The organism is Phytoactinopolyspora halotolerans, from assembly GCF_010550675.1.
Taxonomy (GTDB): domain Bacteria; phylum Actinomycetota; class Actinomycetes; order Jiangellales; family Jiangellaceae; genus Phytoactinopolyspora; species Phytoactinopolyspora halotolerans.
This window is the reverse complement of sequence record NZ_JAAGOA010000011.1, coordinates 1-17,885: the sequence shown is the minus strand read 5'-3', so window position 1 is coordinate 17,885 and position 17,885 is coordinate 1. Positions and strand designations below refer to the sequence as shown.

Here is a 17,885-nt window from a genome sequence, read left to right as displayed (position 1 = left end):
TCCCAGCCTCAGACCAACGAGGAGACTAGGCATGGCGACAGTACACAGATCGAGAAAGCTACCGTGGTCGACGGTATCTCTCAGCGCCCTGAGTGCCACCGCGCTCACCGTCGGCGCTCTGCTTCCCACGAGCGCCCAGGACCAGGACGCCACCGCACAGGACCAAGACGTCCAGGAACTCGTCGTCGACCTCGGCGAGCGGACCGGCGAGTTCCGTGGCGCCGCGAGCGGCGCGCTGTACGGGCTCAGTGACGAGGGAGTCCCCAGCGACAACACGCTCGAGCCGCTGCGCATGACGACCGTGAATCAGAAGCCACCCGCGGGCGCACAGCACCCGAACGGCGACGCGCTGGTGGTGGCGGACTCGTTCTTCCGCACCGGCGGTGAGTACATCCAGATCAACGTGCAAGACATGTACGCGCAGTGGACCTACGAGGACCTCGGCTTCGACGACTACATGGAGAAGCTGGCATGGGTCGTCGACCAGGTATCGAACAGCTCCTACGCCGACCGCATCGTCTACGTCCCGTTCAACGAGCCAGACGGCATCTGGTACAACCTGGGCACCGGCAACCAGGCCGCTTACGAGCAGAACATGGCCACCTTCCTCAGCCACTGGAAGACCGCCGTGGAGTACATCAGGGAGCATCACGAAGGCGCCCGGGTCATGGGGACGAACGACGCCACCTTCCGGACCCGCAACTACGGCGATTTCCTCACCTTCGCCCGGGACAACGACGTGTTGCCGGACTTCGTCTCGTGGCACCAGCTGCACTCCGACAGCCTGGACTCGTCGAGCCCGAACTACTTCCGGGACAACTATGAGGAGTACCGGGCACTGGAGCAGGAGCGGGGAATCGACCCCATCCCGATCAACATCAACGAGTACGGCGGCAACCGCGACCTCACGGTGCCCGGGCAGCTCGTGCAGTGGACGTCGATGCTCGAGGAGAAGAAGGTCGACGCCGGCGGCAAGGCCTACTGGACCGCGGCCGGCCTGCTGGGCGGCGACGTGGTCGAGACCAACAAGCCGGGCGCCGGCTGGTGGTTCTACAAGATGTACGCCGACATGCACGGCGGCGACACCGTCACGGTAGAGACAACCGAGGGCGGGCACGCCGTCAGCCGGGTACCGGGACAGTTCGGCAACGCCATAGCGCCGCAGGGGCCAGAACCCAACCAGTACGTCGAGATGCCCGACGGTGTCCTGAACGAGCTCACCGACATGACGATCGCCACCTGGGTCAACTGGAACGGCAACCAGAACTGGTCCAGGATCTTCGACTTCGGCTCCGGCACCAGCGTCAACATGTTCCTGACACCCGACGTCGGCGGCCCCGACGGGCTGCGGCTAGCGATCACCACCAACGGCGCCGGCGGTGAGCAGCGGGTCACCTCGTCCGAGGCGTTGCCGTCCGGATGGCAGCATGTCGCCGTCACGCTCCAGGGCGACACGGCCACGATCTGGCTCAACGGCGAAGAACTGGCCAGCTCGGACAACGTCACCCTCGACCCCGCCGACCTGGGCACCACCACGCAGAACTACATCGGCCGGTCGCAGTACTCCGATCCGCTCTTCAATGGGGCGGTGGACGAGTTCCAGATCTACGACCGGGCTCTGACCCAGGACGAGATCGCCTCGCTGCTCGACTCGCCAGGCGGCACGACCGGTGGTGGCAATGTGGCCTGGTATCAGTTCGACGAAACAGGCGGCGCTGCCGCGCTGGACTCCTCCGGAAACGGCAACGACGCGACGATCGCCACCGTCGCCGGTGTGGACGCACTCGAGGCCATCGCGGTGATCGACGACGAGCGCCGGCAGGCGCGCATCGTCGCCGGCGGTACGGCGGATCCGTTCGACGTCGTGGTCGAGAACGTCGACCCCGAGACCTTCGGCGACACGGTGCACGTTCGCCTTGCGGCGAGCACATGGAGTGGGCAGAACTCCGACGCGCCGCCGCCCGAGGTGTTGCTGGAAGAGGACGTCGCGGTCGATGATGATGGGTCGGTGACCGTGCCGGTACGCGGGCACGACGTCCACGGCGACGGCGGAACCAACGTCGACCGGATGGCCGCGTACGAGATCGTGCTCTCCCCGGGCGGCACCGGCCGACGAGAGACGGTGGACCGGCCATGGCGGGCCGCCTATGAGGCCGAGGACGCCACCATCACGGCCGGCCAGGTGAACACCCGGGGCACGCCGCAGAACTGGAACGCGCCCGCCGCCTCGGGCAACCAGGACGTCGGCGCCCTCGACCAGCCGGATAGCGCCGTGACGTTCGACGTCGAAGTACCGGAGGCAGGCGAATACCGGCTGAGCATCATGTACGCCAACCAAACCGGTCAACCGTCCCAGCAGATACTCACCGTCAACGGCGACGATGCCCAGTTCGTCGACTACCAGGCGACAATGAACTGGGCGTGGCGTACCCGCACGGACGTCGTCGTGGAATTGGATCAGGGGAACAACGAGATCCGGCTCGCGAAGTCGCACCCCGACCTCGGCACCGCCGAGGGGCAGGCGACCCTGGACCGGATAGACCTCGAACGCATCACCGGCGACGGCCCCGTGACGCGGCACTACGAGGCGGAACTGGCACAGTACGACGGCGCGGTCGAGCTCGGCTACGACCACCCACAGCAGTCCGGTGCCGGGCACATCTCGCTGCGCCGCGGCGCCGAGTCGACGTTCGTCGTCTACGCGGAGCAAGACGGCTACTACGACCTGGACTTCCGCTACTCCGCACCGGGACGGCCCGGCTCGGAGGTGGGCCAGATCAGCCTGGACCGTAGGCCGGTCGAAGGCGCGATGCTGCGGGCCGCACCGGGAGGTGAGTTCTGGCACACCCAGACCGAGCGGCTGTTCCTCTCCGCCGGTGTGAACCGGGTGACGGTGGAGCAGACCGGCCGCGCCCCGCTACGCCTCGATCACGTGTCCGCGACCCGTGCCACGTCTGGCTCGATGCCGGTCCAAGAGGTGGAAGCGGAGGCCGCGATGCTGAGCGGCAGCGCGGAGGTCGAGAGCCACGGGTACGCGTCCGGCGGCGAGTACGTCGGATCGGTGGGCCAAGGGCCGGACAATCGCGTGACGTTCGATGTCGAGGCGGAGGAGGCCGGCGAGCATCTGCTTGTCGTCCATTACGCCAACGACGAGCGGGACACCGGCCATCCGTACAACGCCGACATCATCTCCCGCCCGATCGACATCTCAGTCAACGGCGACGAACCGACCCGGCACTGGTTCAAGAACACCTGGTCCTGGGGCAACTGGTGGGCCAGAGGCGTCCCGGTGACCCTGCAGGAGGGCACCAACACGCTGGTCCTTTACAACGACCCCGCCCAAAGCGCGACGGCGGAGGGTTGCCCGTCGCCGTGCATGCCCGTACTCGACAGCGAATGGGCACCGTACCTCGACAAGTTCGAGATCGCTCCGATTCGGATCCCCTAGCATCCGACCGGCGGTGGCTCGCTGCGCGTCGCGCGGCGAGCCACCGCCACGCCCTCAGCGCATGGATGCCGGCCGCGCTCGCGCGGTGATTCCCGGCTCCGGCCGCGCGCTGATGCCGAACGCCGGGCTACCCGGGGCCGGTGGCGCGGTGCTGACCTTCTCCATCGACGCACAGATGTATCAAATGATACATTGACGAGGTTGACGGAATCAGGAGGGCGCGTGAAAGCGCAGGGCTGACGCAGGCTGAGCTCGCTGAGGTCTCGGGCGTGGCGCGGCCCAACATCGCCGCTTACGAGTCGGGCGCTCGCATGCCGTCGCGAGCGATGGTGCGGCGGCTTCTCGAGGCGATCAAGCCGAGGCCGAGCTCGGCCCTGGCTGCGCACAGGGACGAGGTCCGTCGGCTGGCGCGGGATTTCGGGATGGAGAACCCGCGAGTGTTCGGCTCTGCCGCTCGCGGCGACGATAGTCCCGGAAGTGACCTCGATCTGCTGGTTCGCGTACCGCGAGGGAAGGGTCTGCTCGCGCTGATGGGCTTCGCGCGCGCAGTCGAGGATGTGCTCGGCGTCCGCGTCGATGTTGTGTCTGAACGCGGGCTCGGCGAGGGTCATGCCGGTATCCGTCGGGACGCGGTGCCGGTGTGACGGGCCAGGATCTGGCGTTCGCGACGCAAGCTACGATCGCGCGCGAGCACGGCGAGCGGGTGCTGGAGGCGCTCGTCCATATCGATACGTTCATGACCAGGACTGCCCGGCTCGTGGCTCGAGGGCGTGACTGGTATGACGCTGATGTGGACGAGGTCCCGCGGCTGGCGTGTGAGGCATTGATCATCAAGGTCGGAGACGCCGCCACCCGTATTCCCGTCGCGCTGCGTGAACAGCACCCCGAGATCCCGTGGACGCTGATGTCGGACATGCGGAACCACCTCACCCATGTCTATGACGTGACCGACTACGAGATCGTCTGGGACACGCTCGAGAGCGACTTTCCCGATGTCCATCTTCAGGTGCGCGCGATACTCGGGCACCCCGCCGACACCTGACCTCGTGAGGCCGCTGGCCTGCGGGGTCGGATACGGATGCGTGAAGGGTTGATCAAGATCAGAGATGTGCGCGTAGCCAGGTCTCGGTCGTATTGACATGCATCATGGCCGCGGATTGGGCCAGGAAGGCATCACCGGCGGCGAGCGCGTTGTAAATCGCCTCATGCTCAGCCAGTGTCCGTCCGGCGGCGCGATCATCGACCAGCCCTCGCCAGACCCGGGCGCGCACCGTCCTTCCGGCGATACCCTCCAGCACGGCGGACAGGGTCTCGTTTCCGGTGGCCGCGATCACTTCTCGATGGAAGGCCGCGTCATGGCGGTTGAGTAACTCGACATCGTCTGCCGCGGCACGCATGGCATCGAGGTGTTCCTTGACCGAGGCCAGCTGCTGCTGCGAGATACGGGTGGCTGCGAGTGCGGTGGCGACCGGCTCGAACAGGCGGCGCACCTCGATGACCTCGAGGAGCGTGTCCCCTCGGAGAAGCTCCACAGCCCCGCCGACGCCATGCAGCAACTCCTTCGGCTCCAGGCTGGTCACGTAGGTGCCGCTGCCGCGTCTCACCTCCAGGACGCGCATCGCTACCAGCGCCTGAACGGCCTCGCGCAGCAGGTTGCGCCCCAAACCGAGCTCAGCCGCCAGCTCCTGCTCGGGCGGCAGTTTCGATCCGGGTTCGAGCTCGCCGGACTGGATGAGCTCACGGATTCGCGCGATGGCCTTGTTGGTCAGCGACATTGGCGCCCCTGCCTGGTCAGCCCCGGGTGGTCAGGGCGGGGAAAGCGAGTCGATATCCGGCACCATCCTAAAGCCATCCCATGTCTATGACCATCAGTCGACACCGCCCACTACACCTCTCCGCTCGAGCATGCTTTTACATGCGCATACTTGACGAGCTGCATCACATCCCTGGACAAGGTCACCACCGCCACGTATAAAGACATCCCATGACCGGCACGCGCCGGCAGCCGACGTCCGCAGCTTCCCGACGTATCGGAGGATCTCCGCCCGTGACTTCGCCACGCACAGCACCGTTCGAGCCCACCGTCGATTCGCTGGCCGGCTTCGAGGTACCGGACTGGTTCCGCGACGCAAAACTCGGCATCTGGTCGCACTGGGGCCCGCAGTCGGTCCCCCGTTTCGGCGATTGGTACGCCCGCAACATGTACCGCGAGGGCACCGACCAGTACAACTACCACCTACGCACCTACGGGCATCCCTCGCGATTCGGTTACAAGGACCTGGTGGCCTTGTGGAAGGCGGAGCGCTTCGACCCCGAGGAACTGATGGATCGCTACGTCGCGGCCGGCGCGAAGTACTTCGTCGCTCAAGCGGTCCATCATGACAACTTCCTCAACTATGGTTCGGCGCTGCACCGCTGGAACTCGGTCAACGTCGGGCCAGGCCTCGACATCGTCGCGGCCTGGCGACAAGCCGCCGTCGCGCGAGGCCTTCCGATCGGACTGAGCGAACACCTCGGCGCCACGTTCACGTGGTGGGCGGTGAACAAGGGCGCCGATAGCGCCGGCCCGTACGCGGGCGTGCCGTACGACGGGACCGACCCCGATCACCTCGACTTCTACCTCCCCAACCACGAGCACGTAGCCGATTCTCGTCGTGGTGTCCCGGAACCGTGGTACACGACGGATCCGCAGTGGCACAGCCGCTGGCTCGAGCTGGTCACCGAGATGATCGACACGTTCCAGCCGGATCTCCTCTACACCGACGGCGCCTTACCTTTCGACAGCGACGGCCGCGCGGCCGGAGCGCGGGCGGTGGCTCACCTGTACAACACGAGTGCCCGCGCGCATGGCGGCGTCAACCATGCGGTGTACACCCAGAAGATGCGCGAACCGCAGGTGGCGCGCGTGGGGGTGCTGGACATCGAGCGCAGCCAGGAGCCGGACATCCGCCCGGAGCCGTGGCAGACCGATACCTGTGTCGGCGGATGGTTCTATGACGTGCGTGCCACGTACAAGCGCCCTGGGCACGTGCTGGAGATCCTCGTCGACATCGTCGCCAAGAACGGAAATCTGTTGCTGAACATCCCGCAGCGTCCGGATGGCTCGATCGACGACGAATGCCGTTACCTGCTCGACGAGATGGCACGATGGGTCGCGATCTGCGGGGAGGGCATCTTCGGCACCCGGCCGTTCCGGGTCTTCGGAGAAGGGCCCAGCAGTGTGGTCATCGACCACTTCAGAGAAGACCGGGTCGACTGGACGGCGCGGGACGTTCGGTTCACTCAGCGCGACCGCACCGTCTACGCCTTCCTGATGCGCTGGCCGTCCGACGGCTCGGCCTTGATCCGCTCCTTCACCTCGTCCGACGACGTCCGATCGGTTCGCCTCCTCGGCTCCGACCCGGTGCCGTGGGAACAGTCCGCGCAAGGCCTGCATGTCCGGCTACCAGACGCCGGTCCGGCCGGTGACCTCAACTGCCTGGCCATCGACCTGGCCTGAAGCGACGCACTCAGATCGCCGCCTCGCGCGGAACAGCACAGAACGGGAGCACATCCGGCCGGCGATCCGATACGGCAAGCCTGACCGGCGTCATCCCATGTCTTGAAGAATCGACGTCCTTGAGTCCCCACATACAAACGTCAATCATGGGCGATATATGCAGGTCAGTGGCGTTCTTGCCTCCGAGGTATAGACACGACCGCGATCTAGCATTATAAATACATCCCATTACTTTGGGATGTCCTCCGCATGACAGATCGGAGACCTGAACCGTGGCACAGCACCAGCGGCGACCAGGGTCCAGACCTACGAGGAGCGTGTGATCGTGGCTGAGGTCATCAGTGCACTCGACGCGGTCGATGTCCGCTTTCCCACGTCACGCGACCTGGACGGCTCGGACGCGATGAACCCGGAGCCGGACTACTCGGCGGCTTACGTGGTGATCCGGACCAGCGCCGACCGGCAGGGTTTCGGGCTCGCTTTCACCGTGGGCCGCGGCAACGACGCCCAGGTGGCCGCCATCGAGGCACTCGCACCACTGATCGTCGGGCTACGTGTGGCGGACGTGCTCTCTGATTTGGGCGGGTTCTCCCGGATGCTCACCGGTGACAGCCAGCTGCGCTGGCTGGGCCCGAACAAGGGTGTCATCCACATGGCGGCCGCCGCGATCGTCAACGCGACCTGGGACCTGTTCGGCCGTATCGAAGGCAAGCCGGTGTGGCGCTTGCTGGCCGAGATGTCTCCACAGCAACTGGTCGACCTCGTGGACTTCCGATACCTCGAGGATGCGCTGACGCCCGCCGAGGCGCGGCAGATCCTGGAACGCGCGCTGCCCGGTCGCACCGCCCGCCAGGCTGACCTGCTCGCCCGGGGTTATCCGGCCTACACGACCACGCCTGGCTGGCTGGGCTACACCGACGACAAGCTCGTCCGGCTCTCGAAGGAGGCCGTCTCGGACGGATTCGGCCACATCAAGCTCAAGGTCGGCGCCGACCTCGACACCGACATACGACGGTTGAGGCTGGCCCGCGAGACACTCGGGCCGGACGCCCGGATCGCCATCGATGCGAACCAGGCTTGGGGCGTCCAGCAGGCGATCGAATGGCTCCAACCGTTGGCACGCTTCGAGCCCTACTGGATCGAGGAGCCCACGTCGCCGGACGACGTGCTCGGCCACGCGACGATCCGGAACGCGGTGGCACCCATCAAGGTGGCCGCCGGCGAACACATCCACAACCAGGTCATGTTCAAGCAGTTCCTGCAGGCAGGAGCCCTCGACGTCGTCCAGTTGGACGCATGCCGAGTGGCCGGCGTCACCGAGAACGTGGCGATCATACTGCTCGCCGCCAAGTACGGGGTGCCCATATGCCCACACGCCGGCGGTGTCGGCCTGTGCGAGATGGTGCAGCACCTGGCCATGTTCGACTATGTCGCGGTCAGCGGCAGCACCGACGGACGGGCCATCGAGTACATCGATCACCTGCACGAACACTTCGTGCAGCCGGTCATGATCCGCGATGGCAGGTACCTCGCCCCCACTGGACCTGGAATCGGTGCGCAGATGAAACCCGAATCCGTCGACGCGTACCGCTGGCGCGGTGATCACCGATGACCCGCAGGACCGCCGCCAGGCATCGGTTCGCCATGCCGCAGCGGCACTGAGGAAACTCCAGGAGGTGCCTTCAATGGCGTCCGGTGCACCCGTGACCCCGCGCATCGACGTGGGGACCACGTCTGAGCCACTGCGGCCGAATGGACACCGATCAAGCCGGAGTGTGGCGATACGCAAGATCCGTCGGCATTGGCAGCTGTACCTGCTCGCCCTCGCGCCCCTCGTGTACTTCCTCATCTTCAAGTACGTGCCGATGGTGAACGGCGTCATCGCGTTCAAGGACTACAACGTCGTGGACGGGATATGGGGCAGCCCCTGGGTCGGCCTGGACAACTTCCAATCGTTCGTCGAGAACCCGGCGTTCTGGAGGATCGTCCGCAACACCTTCATCCTGTCGGCATACGTCGTCATCGCGGCCTTCCCGATCCCGATCATCTTGGCCCTCGCGCTCAACGAGGTACGGCACAGACTGTTCAAGCGGACGGTTCAGATGGTGACGTTCGCGCCGTACTTCATCTCGACCGTGATCGTCGTGTCGATGACGATCCTCTTCCTCTCCCCGCGCATCGGACTCGCCAGTGACGCGCTCGGCCTGTTCGGCATCGGATCGATCGACTTCCTCGGCAATCCGGACTACTTCCGGCACATCTACGTATGGAGCGATGTCTGGCAGACCGCCGGCTATTCGGCAGTGATCTACATGGCCGCTCTCGCAGCGATCGATCCCTCACTGTACGAAGCCGCCAAGGTGGACGGAGCCTCCCGGATACAGAAGATCATCCACGTCGATCTCCCGGGCATCATGCCCACGGCCGCCATCCTGTTGATTCTCGGGGTCGGCAACATCATGGCCATCGGGTTCGAGAAGGCGTTCCTGCTCCAGAATCCGTTGAATCTGAGCCATTCGGAGATCATCCCGACCTACGTCTACAAGACCGGCCTGCTCAACGCCGACTTCAGCCTCGCCGCAGCAGTCGGCCTGTTCAACTCGGTGATCAATCTCGTGCTGCTCGTGGCGGTCAATTTCATCGCCAAGCGCGTGTCCGGCCACGGCCTGTGGTGATCGAAACCGACGAAAGGAGGGGACCCGTGATGGCCGATCCCACCGCAGTGCAGAACGACGGCACCGGCAACTCCCGCGGCTCCGGCGCGATCACTCCGACGATGGTGTCGACGGGGAAGAGGCGCCGGCGGTCCGGTCGCCGGATCCGGGAGAGCAACGTCGACCGCGTGTTCATGCTCGGGGTCTACCTGCTCCTGTCGACATTCCTCGCGGTGGTCCTGATCCCGCTACTGCATATCCTGGCCAGCTCGTTCAGCAGTCCGAACGCGGTCTCGTCCGGACGGGTCACGCTGTGGCCGGTCGAATTCTCCATCCGCGGTTACGAAGTGGCGCTGTCCAACAGCCAGGTCATCACCGGTTTCGCGAACTCGCTCTTCTACACGAGCGTGGGCACGTTCATCAGCGTCAGCCTGACCGTCGCGATCGCCTACCCACTCTCCCGCCGGGACTTCGTCGGCGGCGGCATCATCACCCGCATCATCGTGTTCACCATGCTGTTCGCGGGCGGCGTCATCCCGACGTACCTGGTGGTCCAGTCCCTCGGCATGCTCGACACCCGATGGGCGATGATCCTCCCCCAGGCCGTAGGTGTCTGGCAGGTGATCATCGCGCGGACCTACCTGCGGCATTCGATACCCGAGGAGCTGTTCGAGGCCGCTGAGATCGACGGCGCCAGCGACCTGCGGGTGTTGTGGTCGGTCGTTCTCCCGCTCGCCAAGCCGATGCTTGCGGTCATCGCACTCATGTACGCGATCTACCAGTGGAACTCGTACTTCGATGCGCTGCTCTACCTCAAGAGCGATGACCTCTACCCGCTGCAGCTCGTACTGCGCAACATCCTGATCCTGAATACCGAAGGCGGTACCGACACGACCACGATGATGGAACGACGCCAGCTGGCTGACCTCCTTAAATACTCACTCATCGTGATCTCCACCGTGCCGGTCCTGCTCATCTATCCCTTCATCGCCCGCCACTTCACCAAGGGAGCGACGATGGGCGCGATCAAGGGCTGACCACGACACCCGGTTCTCGCCATGCACGCGAGGCCCTGATTCACCACTCACCCCGTCCCGTCCAGAACAACGAGGTGCCACCATGATCCCGACCATCAGAAGACCGATCGTCGCACTCGCCGCACTGCTCGTCGGCGTCCTACCGGCCGCCTGCTCCGGCGACGGCGCAGGGTCCGACGACGGCACCATAACGATATTCGCGCCTGAAGGAGCCAACGGAGATCTAGAGGATGCCTGGTTCACCCAGCATGTGGAGGAGACATTAGACGTCGAGTTATCGTTCGAGACCACTACATACGACGGCAACGCGGCGAGAGAGAAACGGCAGATCTCCCTCGCCAGCGGCGACCTGCCGGATGTCTACATGCTGGTCCCATGGGTCGATCAGTTCTCCAAGACCGAGTTGCAGCGGCTCGGCCAGCAAGGCGTGATCGTGCCGCTCAACGACCTGATCGCCGAACACGCCCCGAACATCACCGCGGAGTTCGAGCGGACACCTGAGCTCGAGCAGCTCGCCACGGCTCCGGACGGCAGCATTTACGGCTTGCCTCAGTGGAACGACTGCTACCACTGCTCGTACAACGCCAAGCTGTGGATGAGATCCGACTGGCTCGACGAGCTCGGCCTGGACGTTCCGACCACGACCGAAGAGATGCGCGATGTGCTGCGGGCGTTCAAGACGGAGGACCCCAACGGCAACGGCAAGGCCGACGAGATCCCACTCTCCGGCAGCACGTCGGACCTCGTGCTGCCCTACTTCATGAACGCATTCCTGTACAACCCGCAGGCGTCCGACGTCTACTCGTCGACCCTCGCTCTCAACGACGGCTCCGTACAGCTGCAGGCTAGCCAGGAAGGCTGGCGGGAAGGGCTACGCTACCTCGCGTCCCTCTTCGACGAGGGCCTCATCGACCCCGGCGCGTTCACCGACAACCGGGACGCGCTCCTGGCCAAGGGCGACAACGCCGACGCGCCCATCGTCGGCGCCGCCACCGTGCAGCATCCCGGCCTCGTCGTCACCCTCAATCAGGAGGACGGCCGCGACAAGGACTACGACCCCGTTCCACCGCTGACCGGCCCTGACGGAGCACAGTACGCGGCGTACAACCTGCCCAGCATCGCCGGCGCGACATTCGTGATCACGAGCGAGGCCAGCGAGGAAACCCAAGTCGCCGCGATCGAGCTCCTCGACTACATGTTCAGCGAGGAAGGCCACATTCTCGCGCAGTTCGGCCAGGAAGGCATCGGCTGGGAGCCGGCAGCCGAGGGCGAGGTCGCTCTCGACGAAAGCCTGGAGCCGACGTTCAGGTACATTCCGCCGGATCCGGATGAGCCGAATGAAGCCGGTGGATGGGGGCCGATGGCTCAGTACAACGACACGGAGGAATTCCGCAACTCGCAGGTTGCCGACACGGACGTGTACACGGCTGACGGTTTCGAACGTCGCCTCTTCGAGGCCACGAAGCTGTACGAGGGCAAGGAGGCAGAGGACCAGGTCTACCCGTACTGGAACGTCTGGTTCGATCCTGACGTCAGCAGCGAACTGGCCACTTTGCAGACGAATATCGAAGACTTCGTCAACCAGTCCAGTCTGCAGTTCATCACCGGAGACAACGACATCGACAGCGACGCAGAGTGGGAGAGCTACCTGCAGAACCTCGACGGACTAGGCCTGGAACGCTACCTCGAGCTCCACCAGGAGGCCTACGAAGCCTCCCTCGGATAGGTTCTGAGGGACGTCGATCTGCGGCCACCGTCGTACCAGGACGGAGCGACGGACCAGCATGGCCAGCACAGGCGTGCTGATTCCCCGCAGGGTCTTGACCGATGTAAACGCTACCCACTACGTTGAACGTTAAATCCAATGAAAACGTAATCGGTAACGTTTACATACGGGTGGTGACATGACCGAAGTCCGAGGTCCGGTGACGGTGCGCGACGTCGCACGATCGGCCGGCGTCTCCATCGCCACCGTGTCCCGGGTTGTTAACGGTCACTACGGCGTCAGCTCCCGCACGGTGGAGCAGGTCCGCGCCGCCATCGAGGAGCTGGGCTACGAGTCGAGCCTGGTCGCGACGAGCCTTCGGCGGAACCGTACCAACGTCTTCGGGCTGGTCACCCACAGTTTCGAGTCGTATACCGCCGAGGTCCTCAAGGGCGTCATGGAGGCGCTCAGCGGTACCGGCCTGGACTTGATCGTCTACGCCAACAGCGACACATACGGAACACGCTCACATGGCTGGGAACAGCGGAATCTCACCCGCTTGTCGGGGACACTCACCGACGGGTGCATCGTGGTCACGCCGTGGACCGAGGTCAAGAGCAGGACGCCTGTCGTCGCCATCGACCCAGTACGTGATTCGACCATGCCGTCGGTCGCCGCCGACAACCTCGCCGGCGCGGTCACCGCGGTGAATCACTTGCTGACCCTCGGACATCGCCGCATCGGCTTCATCGGCGGCCGATCGAGCCTCGCAGCGGCCTGGGCACGCGAGGAAGGCTATCGCGCGGCCCTCGCCGACGCGGGTCTGACCGTCGACCCGACACTCATCGGCAGAGGCGACTTCCACCCCGAGACGGCGATTGCACCAGCCCGTACGCTCCTCGACTCGGACGACCGTCCCACGGCGATCTTCACGGCAAGCGACGGAATGGCGTTGAAGGTCCTCGAGGTCGCCGGGGACCTCGGCCTTGACGTCCCCGGCGACCTCTCGGTCGTCGGCTTCGACAACATCCCGGAGTCAGCGCTGGCACAACCGGCGTTGACCACCATCGATCAATCCATGCACCAACTTGGATACGAGGCGGCCCGCTTGCTACAGGAGCTGGTCGCCGGATCCGCCGAGCAACCGCTGCAGCGATTCGTTCCAACCGAGCTCGTGGTTCGCGATTCAACCGCACCTCCGGGCAGGTAACGCAATACAACCGCAATGCCGCACCAAAGCTCGACCGCGCCCGCGACACGACCTGCATAGCCGATATGGAAAGGACCACCTGAACATCGCGGGCACTCCGATCGGTTCCGCTCGCCCGGGAACTGTTCTCTCGGCGAGAAGTACCCACCGCGCACGGCGTGTTCAGCCGCGCGACGGTGGACGAAGAAGGAGAGAAGTCAATGGTGATCGCATCTCGTCAAAGACCATTACGCCGGCCGGCTGTGCACCGGCGCGTCGCAGCGTTCTTCGTCACCGCCTTGGTGATCGCCGCGACCTTGATCGCAGTGCGGCCGGCTGCGGCGGATACGCCATGGCTCAGCGTGAGTGATGACGGCTTCGCGACATTCAGCGTTCCCGCGGATTATGTCCAGGACACTGTCGGAGACGCATCGCAGGTCGTCGCCGAGGGGAATTTCGGCCCGGGATCCAACTGGGCGGAACTGGGGCTCGCGCGACGGGGTGGCGCGTGGACGGCGGTGATCGGCCCGCTCGAGCCAGGCCTGTACTACTACCAGATCACAGCAGACGACACGAAGACCTTCAAGGATCCGACCAACCCCACGACCGTGGAGTCCGAGCCGGAGTGGAGCACATTCTTGATCGCCGGTGACTCCGCGGAGCTTCTGGCCGACGTTCCGGACGGCCAAGGCGGCACAGTCGAGACCATGACCTACCGGAGCAAGGGCGCGCGCGAGACGCGGTCCGCATTGGTGTGGACTCCGCCGGGTTACGATCCCGCCCGCAAGGAGCCCTACCCGGTGCTCTATCTGCAGCACGGCGGTGGTCAAAGCTACCGCGACTGGGTCGAGGTCGGGCGAGCACAGCAGATCTTCGACAATCTCACGATCCGCGGTGACATGGAGCCCATGGTCGTGGTGATGGGCAACGGCAACGTGCAGGATTTCCAGAAGGAACTGTTCCAGAACATCATGCGGGCGGCCCGCCACGAGTACAACATCTCTCACAAGCCTTCCCAGCAGGCGCTCGCCGGCTTGTCCATGGGTGGCTACCAGACCCTGAGCACCCTCTTCGATCGCCCTGGCAGGTTCGCCTACGTGGGCTCGTTCGCGGGCTTCGGCGACGCCAGCGATGTTAACGCTAACGCGATCAACCAGGGCACCACACTGCTCCGCCTGTACACCGGCAACGTCACCGATCTCGCGTACAACGCGAACTACCGGCTCATGAACGAGCTCGACGAGGCCGGGGTCGAGTACGAGTTCGATGGGGTCAACCCGGACGCCGGTCACAACTGGGATGCGTGGCAGGAGAACCTGATCGACTTCGCACAACGGCTGTTCCGGGAGGTGCCGGACCACGGCCCCAGCCCCGGTCATCTGCCGCTGGACAGTGAGTTCACCACTCCCCCGGCCGGCACGACCCCGACACCGTGGCTCAGCGAGGACGCCGAAGGCAACACGTTCGTCACATTCGAGACCACTACCGAGTTCGCCGACGCCGAGCACGTCACCGTATGGGGCAACTGGGCGCCGGGAGGAAGCTGGACTCGCGTGGAGTTGTCCCGCGCGGGTGACCGGTGGCGTGGCACCATGGGCCCGCTCGAACCGGGTTTCTACCACTACCGCCTCATCGTTGACATGCAAGCGGTCAAGGACACGGGGAATCCGACGAGCATCACGTCGGAGCCGACATGGAGCACCTTCCTCGTACCTGGCGAATCGGCGCGCATGCTCACCGACGTTCCCGACGGTCAGGGTGGCGACGTGCACGAGATGACCTATCACAGCTCCGTCGCCGGCGGGGAGCGCACCTCCTACGTGTGGACCCCGCCCGGCTACGATCCCGGACGCGACGAGCCCTACCCGGTCTTCTTCCTGCAGCACGGCGGCGGCCAGAACTACACCGATTGGATCGAGATGGGACGTGCCAAGCAGATCCTCGACAACCACTTCCTCGATGGAAACCTCGAGCCGATGGTGGTCGTGATGAGCAACGGCAACGTCTCGAATTTCACCGCCGAGCTACTCGACAACATCGTTCCGGCGACACACGAGAACTACAACGTCTCCGACGACCCGTCGCGGCGAGCCCTTGCCGGACTCTCGATGGGCGGTGGACAGACGTACGGCGTGCTCAAGTCGCATCCAGGCGAGTTCGCGTACATCGGAGTGTTCTCAGCCGGTTTCGGCAGCGCTGAAGGGGTCGACGCGGACGCCATCAACGACGGCACCACCCTGTTGAAGCTGTACGTCGGCGATGTCACGGACTTCGTGTATCCGGGGTTCATGACCTCGCTGGAGACCATGGACCAACTCGGAATCGAGTACGAGTTCGACGGTCCGACTCCTGGCCCGCACGGCTGGGATGTGTGGCAGAAGAACCTCGTCGACTTCGCTCCGCTTCTGTTCAAGCAGGGCTAGCACCGGCGACGCGGACGGTCGTCGGTCTGGAGATCTCCGGGCCGACGACCACTCCGAAGGCCACTACTCATTGACCCACTATCTGCATGCTCCGCGCATGCGCCACAGACGAAGGGATTCAAAGGCGATGACCACACGTACCGGAACACAGCTCACCCGAACCGCCAATCATCGACGCAGGATGAAGCTCTCCTTGCTGGGCATCCTCACCGCGACGGCGACGCTGGCCGCGGCATGTGACAGCGGCGGAAGCGTCTCCGATCTCGAAGACGGCGGAGGCGAACAAGACACGATGGAGGCCGACCCGGAGCATGAGGGTGAGGAGATCGAGCTCGAGTTCTGGACCTTCGTCGACGCCCATGCCGACTTCATGAAGGAGCGGGCGGAGGAGTTCAACGCGGAGAACTCGGATTACAACATCGTCATCAACTCATCCATCGCCGATTTCGGGGAGATGCACGACCGGCTGCTGGTCGCGCTGCAGTCCGGTGCCGGCGCGCCGGACATCGTGGATATCGAGATCGGCAGGTTCGGCACCTTCGTCCGCGGTGACGTGCAGCTGCATCCGCTCACCGACGTCGTGGACGAACATCGCGATCAGCTGGTGGAGGAGCGACTCGCGCCCTACCAGTCCGATGGCGTGGAGTACGGGATCGACTACCACCTCGGCACGTATGTCATGTACTACAACAAGGCCGTTCTCGACGAGGCCGGCGTCGACGCCGATGAGATCGTCACCTGGGACGACTACATCGAGGCCGGCAAGCAGGTGGTGGAGAACACGGACGCGATGATGACCTCGGTGGAGCCGGCGTCCGCCAGCACGCTGCTGGGATTGATGAAGCAGAACGGCGGCGGTGTCTACGACGAGAACAACGAGCTGATCCTGGACAGCCCCCAGAACGTCGAGGCTGTTCAGTTGATCTCCGACATGGTGCACGAGCACGGCATCGCCGAACCCACGCCGGGCGGTGAGAACCACGAACCCACCTATTACGAGGCGTTCAACAACGGTGAATACGCCTCGGTGTGGATGCCGCAGTGGTACATGATCCGCTTCAAGGACTTCATGCCGGACACCGAGGGCGACATCCTGGTCCGTCCGCTGCCGGAGTTCGAGCCCGGGGGGAACATCAGCACGATGGGCGGTGGCACCGGCACGGCGATCACCACGCAGATCGATGAGGACAAGCTCGACGCGGCGAAGCAGTTCCTGGGGTTCGCGAAGCTCACCGAGGAGGCGCAGGTCGCGCTGTGGACCGACCTCGGATTCGACCCGTTCCGCAACGACGTCTACGACGACCCGGCACTGACCGAGCCCGACCCGTGGTTCAACAACGAGCCGGTCATGACAAACCTGCTGGACATGTTCGACCGGCTGGCGCCTGAGTACACCGGCCCGCGCTACCCGGAGGCGACAACCGAGCTCGGCGAGAACGTCGCGTACGAGGTGATCGAAGAGGGAGCCGATCCCCAGGAAGCGCTGGAGCGCGCCACCGATTCGGTACGGTCGATCGACGAATAAGCGAGCACACGATGTCGACAATCACGACGCAGCAAGCTCTGCAGCACAATCGTCCGAAGCGCCCCAAGACGCCGTTTTTCCATCGCCGGTGGGTGGTGGCGTTGGTGTTCATGTTGCCGTTTTTGGTGTTGTTCGGGGTGTTCCGGGTTTATGCGGTGGGTTATGCCGTGGTGCTGAGTTTCCAGGACATCGAGGGTATTGGTGTCAGTGAGTGGAGCGGGTTCAGTAATTATCGCCGGTTGTTCTCTGATAGCACGTTCTTCACTGCGTTGCGGAATACGGCGTTGTATACGGCGGGGACGTTGTTGGTGTTGGTTCCGGTGCCGTTCGTGTTGGCGGCGGTGTTGCAGTCCAAGCTGGTGGCCCGGCAGGCGGCGTTGCGTTCGGCGTTCTTCTTGCCGGTGT

13 protein-coding genes are annotated in these 17,885 nt (G+C 64.6%); 12 read left to right on the top strand and 1 reads right to left on the bottom strand.

All coding sequences use genetic code 11. The features are described from left to right. Positions 1 to 31 precede the first annotated feature (31 nt). The 3 genes from G1H10_RS16135 to G1H10_RS16125 all read left to right on the top strand — a co-directional run bounded on the left by G1H10_RS16135 (position 32) and on the right by G1H10_RS16125 (position 4,490). Entirely contained in the window at positions 32 to 3,448 is a 3,417-nt protein-coding gene (locus tag G1H10_RS16135; RefSeq protein ID WP_163739616.1) for a LamG-like jellyroll fold domain-containing protein, read from the top strand. A gap of 191 nt (positions 3,449 to 3,639) precedes the next feature. After that, positions 3,640 to 4,092: a helix-turn-helix domain-containing protein gene (locus G1H10_RS34570; RefSeq protein WP_312856598.1), complete on the top strand. Its 453-nt coding sequence runs from the start codon at positions 3,640 to 3,642 to the stop codon at positions 4,090 to 4,092. Continuing rightward, a complete protein-coding gene (locus G1H10_RS16125; RefSeq protein ID WP_163739614.1) occupies positions 4,089 to 4,490 on the top strand; it encodes a HepT-like ribonuclease domain-containing protein in 402 nt (133 codons plus the stop codon). Before G1H10_RS34570 ends, G1H10_RS16125 begins: the two co-directional genes overlap by 4 nt. Positions 4,491 to 4,548: 58 nt before the next feature. Here the strand turns inward: G1H10_RS16125 and G1H10_RS16120 are convergent, their stop codons facing one another. Continuing rightward, positions 4,549 to 5,223, bottom strand: a complete 675-nt coding sequence (locus G1H10_RS16120; RefSeq protein WP_163739612.1) for a FadR/GntR family transcriptional regulator — start codon at positions 5,221 to 5,223, stop codon at positions 4,549 to 4,551. Between the two features lie 272 nt (positions 5,224 to 5,495). Here G1H10_RS16120 and G1H10_RS16115 point away from each other — a divergent pair, with 272 nt between their 5' ends. The 9 genes from G1H10_RS16115 to G1H10_RS16075 form a co-directional block, all read left to right on the top strand. Continuing rightward, entirely contained in the window at positions 5,496 to 6,947 is a 1,452-nt protein-coding gene (locus G1H10_RS16115; protein ID WP_216853328.1) for an alpha-L-fucosidase, read from the top strand. A 325-nt stretch (positions 6,948 to 7,272) separates the two neighbouring features. After that, the gene (locus G1H10_RS16110) at positions 7,273 to 8,559 is read left to right on the top strand and encodes an enolase C-terminal domain-like protein (RefSeq protein ID WP_216853327.1); all 1,287 of its coding nucleotides are present in this window, start codon (positions 7,273 to 7,275) and stop codon (positions 8,557 to 8,559) included. A 73-nt stretch (positions 8,560 to 8,632) separates the two neighbouring features. Further along, on the top strand, positions 8,633 to 9,622 hold the full coding sequence (locus G1H10_RS16105) for an ABC transporter permease (protein ID WP_163739608.1): 990 nt from the start codon (positions 8,633 to 8,635) through the stop codon (positions 9,620 to 9,622). 101 nt (positions 9,623 to 9,723) lie between these two features. Next, complete coding sequence (locus tag G1H10_RS16100) at positions 9,724 to 10,638, top strand: carbohydrate ABC transporter permease (protein ID WP_163739895.1); 915 nt, start codon at positions 9,724 to 9,726, stop codon at positions 10,636 to 10,638. An 82-nt stretch (positions 10,639 to 10,720) separates the two neighbouring features. Then, a complete protein-coding gene (locus tag G1H10_RS16095; protein ID WP_163739606.1) occupies positions 10,721 to 12,364 on the top strand; it encodes an extracellular solute-binding protein in 1,644 nt (547 codons plus the stop codon). Between the two features lie 178 nt (positions 12,365 to 12,542). Next, on the top strand, positions 12,543 to 13,553 hold the full coding sequence (locus G1H10_RS16090; protein ID WP_163739604.1) for a LacI family DNA-binding transcriptional regulator: 1,011 nt from the start codon (positions 12,543 to 12,545) through the stop codon (positions 13,551 to 13,553). A 200-nt stretch (positions 13,554 to 13,753) separates the two neighbouring features. Beyond that, complete coding sequence (locus G1H10_RS16085) at positions 13,754 to 15,955, top strand: alpha/beta hydrolase-fold protein (RefSeq protein WP_163739602.1); 2,202 nt, start codon at positions 13,754 to 13,756, stop codon at positions 15,953 to 15,955. A 127-nt stretch (positions 15,956 to 16,082) separates the two neighbouring features. Next, positions 16,083 to 17,480 (top strand): ABC transporter substrate-binding protein, encoded by a 1,398-nt coding sequence (locus tag G1H10_RS16080; protein WP_163739600.1) that lies wholly within the window; start codon positions 16,083 to 16,085, stop codon positions 17,478 to 17,480. A gap of 11 nt (positions 17,481 to 17,491) precedes the next feature. Beyond that, on the top strand, positions 17,492 to 17,885 hold a 394-nt coding region (locus G1H10_RS16075; protein ID WP_163739599.1), incomplete at its 3' end, for an ABC transporter permease.